The sequence below is a fragment of the Streptomyces sp. NPDC046939 genome (genome assembly GCF_040644575.1).
Taxonomy (GTDB): Bacteria; Actinomycetota; Actinomycetes; order Streptomycetales; family Streptomycetaceae; genus Streptomyces.
The window spans coordinates 23,269-31,302 of record NZ_JBEYWV010000055.1 but is presented as its reverse complement, the minus strand read 5'-3'; the positions used below and the strand labels follow the sequence as shown (position 1 = coordinate 31,302).

Genomic DNA, 8,034 nt, shown 5'->3' with positions numbered 1-8,034 from the left:
TTTTTGGTATATTTTCTGATTGGTAGTGACTTGTTTGGTCGGTTGGTCGGTCGCCGTGGCTGGGGGTGTGGCGGGGGACTCCGCGACGACGACCGCGATCAGGTCGAGGCGATGCTGGGCCGCGCTGCTGGTGCGGCCGCGTGTCATGGCGTACGGGCGGACGACGGGGCCTGCCTCGTCGTCGAACCACGCCTGCGTCTCCTGCGTCTCCTCACCGTCTGCGCTCATGCCGGCCCACTACCCCCCGGCGGTCTGGTCCGTGCGCGGAGCCGTGCCCAGATGCGCGCCCACCCGCTTGACCAGCAGGGTCATCTCGTAAGCGACGAGGCCGACGTCGGAGTCCGCGTCGGACAGGACGGCGAGGCAGCTCCCGTCACCGGCGGCGGTGACGAACAGGAAGGCCTCGTCGAGCTCGACGACGGTCTGGCGGACACCCCCCGCGTCGAAGTGGCGTCCGACGCCCTTGGCGAGGCTGTGGAAGCCGGAGGCGACGGCGGCGAGATGCTCGCTGTCCTCCCGGCTCAGGTCCTTGGAGACGCCTGTCGGCAGTCCGTCCCCGGAGAGCACGAGCGCCTTGCGGATGCTGGCGACGCGCTCGACGAGGTCGTCCAGGAGCCAGTTGAGCTCCCCGGACCCACCGTTCGTGGTCTGCGCGGTGGCCTTCGGTGCGGTCATCGACCGTCCCCCTCAGAAGTCGTTCCCTGTGCTGTGCCGTCGGCGCCGTGGGCGCTTCCGGCGTTCTCCGCGTTCTCGGCGCGGCCGCGCTGCCAGCCACGCTGGAGCGAGGCCATCCGGCTGCGTACCTCATCGGCGTCCCGGTCGGCGGGCGATGCGGAGACTGTCTGGTCGCGGGCGCTCGCGCGGTCGCCGCGCAGGTCGGGCCCGTCCTTCAACTGCGGCGCCAGGTTCGCCTGGCGTACGCGCCTGGGGAGGCCCCCGAGCGTGGCGTCGGGCCGCTCGGGCTCGGCGGGCGCGGTGGCACGCGCGCGCCTGCGCGGGAGGTCGGCCGGGGGCGTCGGCGCGAGGCCGCGCGGTCCGTCGGCGGCGTCCCGGTCGTGGCGCTCCCCCGGCTCGGTGGCACCGCCCCGGTCCAGGGCGGCCGGCCGGTCGAGAGCGGCGGGCCGGTCGAGGGCGGCGGGCCGGGTGCGGGTGACGGGCCTGCCGTGCGAGCTGACGAGCTTGGGGGCGCGGCGGCGCGGCAGGGGCACGAGGCCCTCCGGCGTCGCGTCACGGCCCCCGTCACGGCCGTTCTCGGCGGTCATGTGCTCGTCGGCCTGCTGGTGCTGTTCGCCGGGGAGGCCAGCGACGGGGCGGCGGGGCCGGAACAGGGCGCCGCGCTCGCTGTCCTCGTCGCCCAGGGCGCCCGGGAAGGCGGCCGGGTCGGAGGTGACCGGCGGCGCCTCCAGGGTGATGGGGCTGTCCAGCTCGACGGGCCCGCCGAGCACGGAGGCCGGGAGACCGGGCAGGCCGTCGGACGTGCCGAGGCCGGGCAGCGGCGCGTGGCGCGTCCCCTCGGGCCGGTCGAGGCGGAACCCGGCGCCCTCGGTGTCGGGGGCGTCCGTGAGCAGCGCGTCCGGGATGAAGACGACCGCGGTGGTGCCCCCGTACGGGGAGGGCTGCAGGGAGACGCGGACGTTCTGTCGCTGGGCGAGGCGGCTGACGACGAAGAGGCCGAGCCGGTCGGTGTCGGAGAGCTCGAACTCGGGGGTCTCGGCGAGGCGCAGGTTGGCGTCGAGGAGCGCGTCGGAGGTCATGCCGAGGCCACGGTCGTGGATCTCCAGGGTGAAGCCGTTGGCGACGCGTTCGCCGAGGACCTGGACGGCGGTGTGCGGGGGCGAGAACACCGTGGCGTTCTCCAGGAGTTCGGCCACCAGGTGGGTGAGGTCGGCGACGGCGGGGCCGGTCACCGCGATCCGCGGCAGCCTGCGCACCTCGATGCGCTCGTAGTCCTCGACCTCGGCGACGGAGGCCCGCACGATGTCCATGAGCTGCACGGGCTTGCGCCACTGCCGGGACGGCGCGGACCCGGAGAGGATCACGAGGCCCTCCGCGTGGCGGCGCATGCGGGTGGTCAGGTGGTCGAGTCGGAACAGGTCGGCGAGTTCGTCGGTGTCGTCGGTCCTGCGCTCCATGGCGTCGAGCAGGGTCAACTGCTTGTGCAGGAGCACCTGGCTGCGGCGGGCGAGGTTGACGAAGACCTCGGAGACGCCGCGCCGGAGTTCGGCCTGCTTGACGGCGGCTTCGACGGCGGAGCGCTGCAAGGTGTTGAGCGCCTGGCCGACCTGGCCGATCTCGTCCTTGTCGTACTCCAGGCGCGGGGACTCGGTCTCCACGTCGACCGTCTCGCCCGCGGCGAGGCGGCGCATCACGCCAGGCAGCCGGACGCCGGACGCCTCGTGGGCCTCCAGGCGCAGACGGCGCAGGTCGCGTACGAGGCCGCGGCCGACGCGGACGGACATGAACAGGGAGACGAGCAGGGCCAGCAGGCCGAGGACCCCGGCGATGCCCGCCCGGACGAACACCTTGACGGCGATCGGTTCGGCCCGGTCCTGGTAGCGCTTGGCGGCCGCGGTGTCGCGCCGGGCGAGTTCGCCGAGAACCTGGCTCGCGGCTTTGTCCCAGGTGGCGGAGGTGGTGCCCCTGGGGGTGCCGGGGGCGCCGTTGACGAGGGCGTTCTCGGCGGTGCGCAAGGGGTTGGTGTCGGGGCCGCGCCAGTAGCGCTGGTAGCGGGCGCGTTCGTCGGCGGGCAGCAGGGCGAGGCTGGTGTCGTACAGGAGCGTGCGCTGCGCCACGAGGTCGGAGACCTGGCGCAGCTCCGGCTGGGTGAGACGGCCCGCGACGAGGGCCGAGCCGACCACCGCGTCCTCGCGCGAGAGCAGTTCGCGGGCCTTGATGACACCGCCGACGGCGCGTCCCTGGCTCTCCACGTCGGAGTCGTCGAGAGCGGTGAGGTGGCGGAGGAAGCGGTCCGTCGGCTCGATCAGGCGCGTGTAGAAGTCGAGGGCCTGCGCGCGTGTGACGGTTCCCTCGTCCACGTTCCTGCGCAGGGACTCGATGCCTTCGAAGCCCTCGACGGCGGCGTCCAGGGCGCCGCGCGCGTCGCCGTTCAGATCGTCGCGCAGACCGGAGTCGGCGGCCTTCCGCTTGATGCGGGTCATCTGCTCGTCGGCGGCGGTGCGACGGGTCCGCAGGTCGGACTGGGCCTCCGAGGCACGGGGGTCGGCGAGGTAGACGAGGGTCTGGCGGCGTTCGTCCTGGAGGGCGCGGCTGGTGTCGAGCAGCGGATAGCCGATCGCGTCGGCGGCCCTGCTCGCCGAGAGGAGTTGCATGGCGGCCCGTCCGGTGATCACCGAGGCGAACGCCCAGATGGCTGTGAGCGACAGGAGAGGCACCAGCAACAACGCCACGATCTTCCGGCGGATGGACTTCCCGCGAAAGCGCATGGCCTCCCCCAGATCGCCCCCGTGTGGTCGCCAGGGGCACACATGTGCGTCAACAAACGGCGCGAGCCTACTACTGAGACACGCGCAACTCGAAGGCTTGTCCGGATGCTGTCCGGTCCGATCGCGGCCAGGGTGCCCGGAGTTGTCCGGGCATTGCGGGAGATTGCATCCCGGGATTCCGGTTGTCGGCTTCCCGTACTGTCGAGCGCTTGTGACAGGCAGTTGGCTGGAATTCTTCGCTCCCGGATTCGACATCGGGGCAGTTGTCCGGAACGGGAATCTTTGCGGGCTGCCATTCGTCTTTCTTGCAGGATGTACGGGGGGTGTACGGGGCGCGGAGCGAGCACCGAGAGGTGGCGTGAAGCGGAGCAGGCCGGGCACTCACTGTGCAGGCGGCCGGTGCGGGGGCATCGGAGCGTGGTGTCGCGGGCAAGGCCTGAGAGCGGTGGGGAGTGACGTGGTGGTGGAGACGACGGGGCGGCGGGAGTTGTGGGTCGAGGAGCCGGCGAAGCGGCGCCGGATGCCGGACCCGGTGCGTACGGCGGCGGTGCGGGCCGCGCTCATCAGCTCGGTCACGCTGATCCAGGCGATGATCGCCTTCCTGTGCACGCTGGCCGATTCCTGGCTGGCGTTCCCCATGGTGCTCAGCAGCGTGGCCAGCACGGTCGTGGCCACGTGGAGCGTGCTCGACGTCTGGGTCACGCGTCAGGTCTGGTACCAGCGCCACGGCGTCGTGTCGGTCCCGGCCTCCACGGCCCGCCAGTTGCGCAAGGAGCGGCGACAGGCCCGGCGGGCGGAGCGGCGGGCGCCGGAGGGCATACGGCGGGCCGGTGGAGCCGGCCAGTTGAAGCACACCTGAGCGTGAAGTCGGTTGCCCTAAGCCGGAGTTGCGTACGGTGCCGATAACATGATGTTCCACATCGCGCACGAGGGCGCGTCTTGCGCAACGATGCGTCCCGGCAACGGGCCGCCGGGTGGTGAGAGCTGAGCCATGCCACGTAAGCAGGCCCCGACCGAAGCGGGCACCTCGTCCTCCTCCGTCCAGTCCGTGGACCGCGCCGTCAGCGTCCTGGAGAGCCTCGCGCGGCGTGGAGAGGCCGGGGTCACCGAGATCGCCGACGAACTGGGCGTGCACAAGTCCACGGCGTTCCGGCTGCTCGGCGTGTTGGAGAACCGGGGGCTCGTCGGGCAGGCCAAGGAGCGCGGCAAGTACTACCTGGCCGCCGGGGTGCTGCGACTCGCCGGGGCGGCCGCCGTACGCATGGACATCTCCCAGGAGGGCGGCCCCGTCTGCCGCGACCTCGCGGACGAACTCGGCGAGACGGTCAACATCGCCGTGCTCGACGAGGACATGGCGGTCAACATCATGCAGGCGCGCGGCGCCGCGTCCGTGACCGCGCAGAACTGGCTGGGGCGGCGGACGCCGCTGCACGCCACGTCCAGCGGCAAGGTGCTGCTCGCGCATCAGCCCGCGGTGGTGCGTGAGGGGCTGCTCGCGCGCACGCTGCCCCGCTTCACGGAGCACACGATCACCGGGGCGGGAGCCCTCCGGGCGGAGCTGGAGGACGTGGCCGAGCGGGGGTTCGCCGTGGCCGTGGAGGAGTTGGAGCTCGGCCTCGCCGCGGTGGCGGCCCCGGCCCGCTCCCACGACGGCAAGGTCATCGGGGCGATCAGCGTGTCGGGCCCGGTGTACCGCTTGACCGAGGAAGCGTTGCCGACGCTGGCGAAACGGGTGGTCGGGGCGGGGGTCGAGCTGTCGCGGCGGATGGGGTACGGGTTCTGATCGGTTGGGGTCGAGGACTCGCCCTGCTGAAGGTGGCCCGGGTCGGGCTGGTGGGGGCGGCTGGCGCTGGGCGCGGGGTGAGGGCCCGCGCTACCGAAGCCAGTGCAGCTCAGCCGCACAAGGTGGGCCCGCTGCCCGCGTCCAGCCGGGCCCCGGGCGTGGAGATGTGCTCGGGGTACCCCTTGACGCCGACTCTTCCGCGTTCCCACTATGGGCGTCCAGCGCGTCTCTCATTGCGCAACAGATCCTGCAATACGCAACAACCGGGTGAAGTCCTGAGGTACGTGGGTTCTGGAGGAGGGGCATGTCCAGCGCCGTGGTCGAGGGCAAGTCGCCGAAGGTCGTTGTCATCGGGGCCGGGATAGTCGGGTGTTCGCTCGCCGACGAGCTGACCGCCCGCGGCCTCACGGACGTCACGGTCCTGGAGCAGGGGCCGCTCCCCGCGCCCGGCGGATCGACCTCGCACGCGCCCGGGCTCGTGTTCCAGACCAACCCCTCACGGACCATGGCCGGCTTCGCCCGCTACACGGTCGAGAAGTTCTCCGCGCTCCATGTGGACGGACAGCCCTGCTTCGACCGCGTCGGCGGCCTCGAACTGGCCACCACCCCCGAACGCTGGGCCGATCTGCACCGCAAGTCCGGCTGGGCCGCCTCCTGGGGCATACGCGGTGAGCTGGTCTCCGCCGCGCGCTGCAAAGAGCTGTGGCCCCTTGTCGATGAGTCGATGATTCTCGGCGGCTTCCATACGCCCGACGACGGTCTGGCCCGCGCCGTCCCCGCCGCCCACGCCCAGTTGCTCCGCGCTCGGGAACGCGGCGCCCGCGTCCTCGACCGGCACACCGTCACCGGCATCGAGCGGGAGAACGGCCACGTCACGGGTGTCGTCACGGGCCACGGCACCTTCCCGGCCACCCACGTCGTCTGCGCGGCCGGTTTCTGGGGCCCGGTGATCGGACGCATGGCCGGCGTGGACGTCCCGCTGCTCCCACTCGCTCACCAGTACGCGCGGACCAAGCCGTTGCAGGAGCCCGCCGCGTCCGACGCGCCTCGCCCCGGGCCCCCGAAGCCGATCCTCCGGTACCAGGACCGCGACCTCTACTTCCGCGAACACACGGACCACACCGGCGCCTCACCCGGCACTCCGCCCGTCACCCCGCCCGTCACCCGTATCGGCATCGGCAGCTACGCCCACCGCCCCCTCCCCCACGACCCCAAACGCTTACGAGTCCAGACCTCCTCCCTCCCCTTCACCGACCACGACTGGGCGCCGAGTTGGGAAGACTGCCGACGCCTCATGCCCGCACTCCGGGGCGCCGACATCGAGGACGGCTTCAACGGCGTCTTCTCCTTCACCCCCGACGGCATGCCGCTCCTGGGCGAGTCCCGGGCCTTGCGCGGGTTCTGGCTGGCCGAGGCCGTGTGGGTGACGCACTCGGCCGGGGCCGCGCGAGCCGTCGCCGAGGCCATCGTCGACGGGCATGCCTCGACGGACCTGCACGAATGTGACCCGCACCGGTTCGAGGAGGCGCAGCGTTCACCCGCGTACGTACGCGACCGGGCGGCGCAGCAGTTCGTCGAGGTGTACGACGTCATCCATCCGCTGCAACCGATGGAGCGGCCGCGCCCGTTGCGGGTCAGCCCCTTCCACCCGCGGCAGCGGGAGCTCGGCGCGTACTTCCTGGAGGGTGGCGGCTGGGAGCGGCCGCACTGGTACGACGCGAACCCCGTGCCGCCCGAGGGGGTCGAGGAGCGCGACCCCTGGTCCGCCCGCCACTGGTCCCCCGTCGTCGCCACCGAGGCGAGGGCCACCCGGGAACGCGTCGCCCTGTACGACATGACCCCGCTGCGCCGCCTGGAGGTCACCGGGCCCGGCGCGCTCGCGTTCTTGCAGCGCATGACCACCAACAACGTCGCGAAGAGGCCGGGCGCGGTCACGTACACCCTCCTGCTCGACGAGAAGGGCGGCATCCGTTCGGACCTCACCGTGGCGCGGCTCGGCGCCGACCGGTTCCAGGTGGGGGCCAACTCGCCCGCCGACCAGGTGTGGCTTGAGCGGCACGCGCCGGACGACGTGCGGATCCGCGACATCACCTCCGGTACCTGTTGCGTCGGCGTGTGGGGGCCGCTCGCCCGCGCCCTCGTCCAGCCCCTGACCGACGACGACTTCTCGCACGAGGGTTTCGGGTACTTTCGTGCGAAGGAGACGTACATCGGGCACGTCCCGGTCACGGCGCTGCGCGTCAGTTACGTCGGAGAACTCGGCTGGGAGCTGTACACCACCGCCGACCTGGGCCTTCGCCTGTGGGACACGCTGTGGGAGGCGGGGCGGGCGTTCGGTGTCGTCGCGGCGGGCCGCTCGGCGTTCAACAGTCTGCGCCTGGAGAAGGGGTACCGGGCCTGGGGCGTCGACATGACGGAGGAGCACACGCCGTACGAGGCGGGGCTCGGCTTCGCCGTGCGGATGGACCACGGTGACTTCGTCGGGCGGGCGGCGCTGGAACGCCTGCCGCCGTCGGCCCGCCGCCTCACCCCGCTGCTCCTGGACGATCCGTCCGCCGCCGTGCTCGGCAAGGAGCCCGTTCTCGTGCGGGGTGCGCCGTCCGGCTACGTCACGAGCGCCGCGTACGGCTACAGCCTCGGCCGCTGCGTCGCGTACGCCTGGCTGGAGACACCGGCGCCGCTGCCGGCCGGGACCGCCGTGCACGTCGAGTACTTCGGCGAGCGGCTGCCCGCGACGGTCGCCGACGAGCCGCTGTTCGATCCGAAGATGACCCGTATCCGCACGTGAGCGACGACCCTTGTCCGGAC

At 72.3% G+C, this 8,034-nt stretch carries 5 protein-coding genes and 1 pseudogene; 3 read left to right on the top strand and 3 right to left on the bottom strand.

The features are described 5' to 3' along the window. From ABZ877_RS38450 to ABZ877_RS38440, 3 genes are all read right to left on the bottom strand, one after another. Positions 1-228: DUF742 domain-containing protein (locus ABZ877_RS38450; RefSeq protein ID WP_361081035.1), on the bottom strand; the 228-nt coding region annotated here is incomplete at its 3' end. Positions 229-237: 9 nt separating this feature from the next. After that, on the bottom strand, positions 238-675 hold the full coding sequence (locus tag ABZ877_RS38445) for a roadblock/LC7 domain-containing protein (protein ID WP_361081033.1): 438 nt from the start codon (positions 673-675) through the stop codon (positions 238-240). Next, the gene (locus ABZ877_RS38440; protein ID WP_361081031.1) at positions 672-3,443 is read right to left on the bottom strand and encodes a nitrate- and nitrite sensing domain-containing protein; all 2,772 of its coding nucleotides are present in this window, start codon (positions 3,441-3,443) and stop codon (positions 672-674) included. The genes ABZ877_RS38445 and ABZ877_RS38440 overlap by 4 nt, the downstream gene beginning before the upstream one ends. Positions 3,444-3,930: 487 nt before the next feature. On the opposite strand from ABZ877_RS38440, the pseudogene ABZ877_RS38435 reads away from it, so the two are divergent. From ABZ877_RS38435 to ABZ877_RS38425, 3 genes and pseudogenes are all read left to right on the top strand, one after another. Further along, positions 3,931-4,302 (top strand): annotated as a pseudogene (locus tag ABZ877_RS38435) (hypothetical protein); the annotation flags it as partial. A gap of 132 nt (positions 4,303-4,434) precedes the next feature. Beyond that, positions 4,435-5,226: an IclR family transcriptional regulator gene (locus tag ABZ877_RS38430; RefSeq protein WP_361081029.1), complete on the top strand. Its 792-nt coding sequence runs from the start codon at positions 4,435-4,437 to the stop codon at positions 5,224-5,226. A gap of 304 nt (positions 5,227-5,530) precedes the next feature. Further along, positions 5,531-8,014 carry an FAD-dependent oxidoreductase gene (locus ABZ877_RS38425; protein ID WP_361081027.1) on the top strand — a complete coding sequence of 828 codons (2,484 nt, stop codon included), beginning with the start codon at positions 5,531-5,533 and terminating at the stop codon, positions 8,012-8,014. Positions 8,015-8,034: the final 20 nt, after the last annotated feature.

What these genes read in the sequence shown, in the direction of transcription:
- ABZ877_RS38445 (WP_361081033.1), bottom strand. Translation starts at nt 675, where the DNA reads ATGACCGCACCGAAGGCCACCGCGCAGACCACGAACGGTGGGTCCGGG.
- ABZ877_RS38440 (WP_361081031.1), bottom strand. Translation starts at nt 3,443, where the DNA reads ATGCGCTTTCGCGGGAAGTCCATCCGCCGGAAGATCGTGGCGTTGTTG.
- ABZ877_RS38425 (WP_361081027.1), top strand. Translation starts at nt 5,531, where the DNA reads ATGTCCAGCGCCGTGGTCGAGGGCAAGTCGCCGAAGGTCGTTGTCATC.
- ABZ877_RS38430 (WP_361081029.1), top strand. Translation starts at nt 4,435, where the DNA reads ATGCCACGTAAGCAGGCCCCGACCGAAGCGGGCACCTCGTCCTCCTCC.